Below are 1,908 nucleotides of genomic sequence, written 5' to 3' on the forward strand. Positions count from 1 at the left end.
AGTTCGTGTTGGGGTACCGCGTTGGTGAGCCAGGCGTTGAGCGCGCGTTTGGTGAACCGGATGGCTTGCTGGGAACCGCGTGCCAGCTGGGAGGCGATCTCCAGGGCGCGCGGCAATACCTGCTCGCGTGGGACGGACAGGCTCACCAGCCCGATCCGCTCGGCTTCGGTACCGGTGAGTTTCTCCGAGGTGAGTACGTAGTATTTGGTTTTGGCCATACCTACCAGCAGCGGCCAGATCAGCGCCGCGTGGTCGCCGGCGGTCACCCCGACGCGGGTGTGGCCCTCGATCAGCACCGCGTCGTCTGCTGCGATGCTGATGTCGGCTAGCAGCGCGGTGGACAGTCCGTAGCCGACCGCGGGGCCGTTGATCGCCGAGATGATCGGTTTCTCGGTCCGCAGGACCGTGGAGACCCGCTGGCGTTCGGACTCCAGGATCGCCAGCGCCTGTTCGGGGGTGGGGTCGGGCTGGGTGACGTCCATGCCGGTGCAGAAAGCTTTGCCGGCTCCGGTGATGACGACGACCTTGGTCTGTTCGTCGCGTTCGACGTCGGCCCAGATCCGGTTCATCTCCTCGAACATCGGCAGGGTGAGCGAGTTGTACCGGTCGGGTCGGTTGAAGGTGATCAGCAGAACGCCGTCGTCGCGGCGCTCGATGAGGACATCGCCGGTGCCGTGGTTGTAGAGGTCGCTCATCACACGGACTCCTTCTCGCTGGGGAGGTTGTGCTCGGTCTGGAACGTGCGCAACGCCTGTTCGTGCGCGGGGCGCGCTGCCCGTATGTCGGCGAGTACGTCGTCGGCTGGGCGCACCACGTTGCGTGGGTGTTTGAAGCGCGGGATCACGTATTTGCCGAACAGTTCGATCGAGCGCAGGAGCTGGTCGTGGGGCAGGCTGTCGACGCGCAGCACGAGGGCGTCGGCTCCCATGTCCACGTACCGCTGCACGTGCTCGATGCAGTGGTCCGGGTCGCCGACGAGGAAGCCTTGCGAGCGCTCGAACATGTACTCCTCATCGTCGAAGTCGACGTCCTTGACCGCGCCCATGTAGGCGTAGTCCTTGGACAGGGTGGACAGCCGCTGGTAGGCGCCGGTGGAGAGCTTGGCCATCTCGAACAAGGGCTTCGCCTGCTCACGCGCCAGCGCGGTGGTCTCCGCGCAGTGCATGCCACCGCTGATCGTGACCATCTTGCGCGGCGTGATCGGGTACGGGTGGCTGGTGGCGGCCAGGGTCTCGTCGTAGAGCTTCAGCAGGTTCTCCACGAGGTCGAACCCGAGGTAGAACCCGCCCATGATGGCTCCGATGCCCAACTCGGCGGCGGTCTGCACCGAGCTCGGGCTGCCGGTTGCGGCGGAGATCGGCGGGTAGGGCCACTGCAGGGGCTTGGGCACCAGGCTGCGCGGCGGGATCTTGTAGTGCTCGCCCACGAAGGAGAACGGGTCCTCGCAGAACGCGCGGCGGATCACCTCGATGCCTTCGCGCCACTGCGCCTTGTTCTCGGTCGGGTCGACCTCGAACGCGCGCAACGCCAGCGTGGTGTTGCCACGTCCGGTACCCAGCTCGACCCGGCCGTGGGAGAGGATGTCCTCGGTCGCGATGCGCTCCGCGACGCGCAGCGCGTGGTTCATCCGCGTCGGCAGCAGTGTCACCAGGTGGATGAAGCGGATCCGGTTCGTCAAAGCCATCAGGTACGGGTAGAGCACCTCCGGGGCCGACACCGTCGCGGTGCCGATCGCGACGTGCTGCTCGGAGCTGCCGAAGGCGTCGAAACCGACTCGCTCGGCGAGTAGCACCTCCTCGATCAGCTCCCGGTAGCGGTGCTCGTGCGTGAGCCCGACCGGAGTGTCCCCCTCGGTCATGAGGATGAAGTCCATGCCAGCCCTTCCATCAAATGTTACTGACGACTAAC

General features: G+C 66.0%; 2 protein-coding genes. Both read right to left on the reverse strand.

The window, feature by feature from the left end:
* Positions 1 to 695: enoyl-CoA hydratase-related protein (locus tag ACWDKQ_RS34265; protein WP_450142914.1), on the reverse strand; the 695-nt coding region annotated here is incomplete at its 3' end.
* Complete coding sequence (locus tag ACWDKQ_RS34270; protein ID WP_450142915.1) at positions 695 to 1,873, reverse strand: LLM class flavin-dependent oxidoreductase; 1,179 nt, start codon at positions 1,871 to 1,873, stop codon at positions 695 to 697. The genes ACWDKQ_RS34270 and ACWDKQ_RS34265, both read right to left, overlap by 1 nt.
* Positions 1,874 to 1,908: the final 35 nt, after the last annotated feature.

The organism is Saccharopolyspora sp. NPDC000995 (assembly GCF_053599315.1).

Bases quoted from the DNA above. Each gene is read 5' to 3' on its own strand.
- ACWDKQ_RS34270 (WP_450142915.1), bottom strand. From the start codon at position 1,873: ATGGACTTCATCCTCATGACCGAGGGGGACACTCCGGTCGGGCTCACG.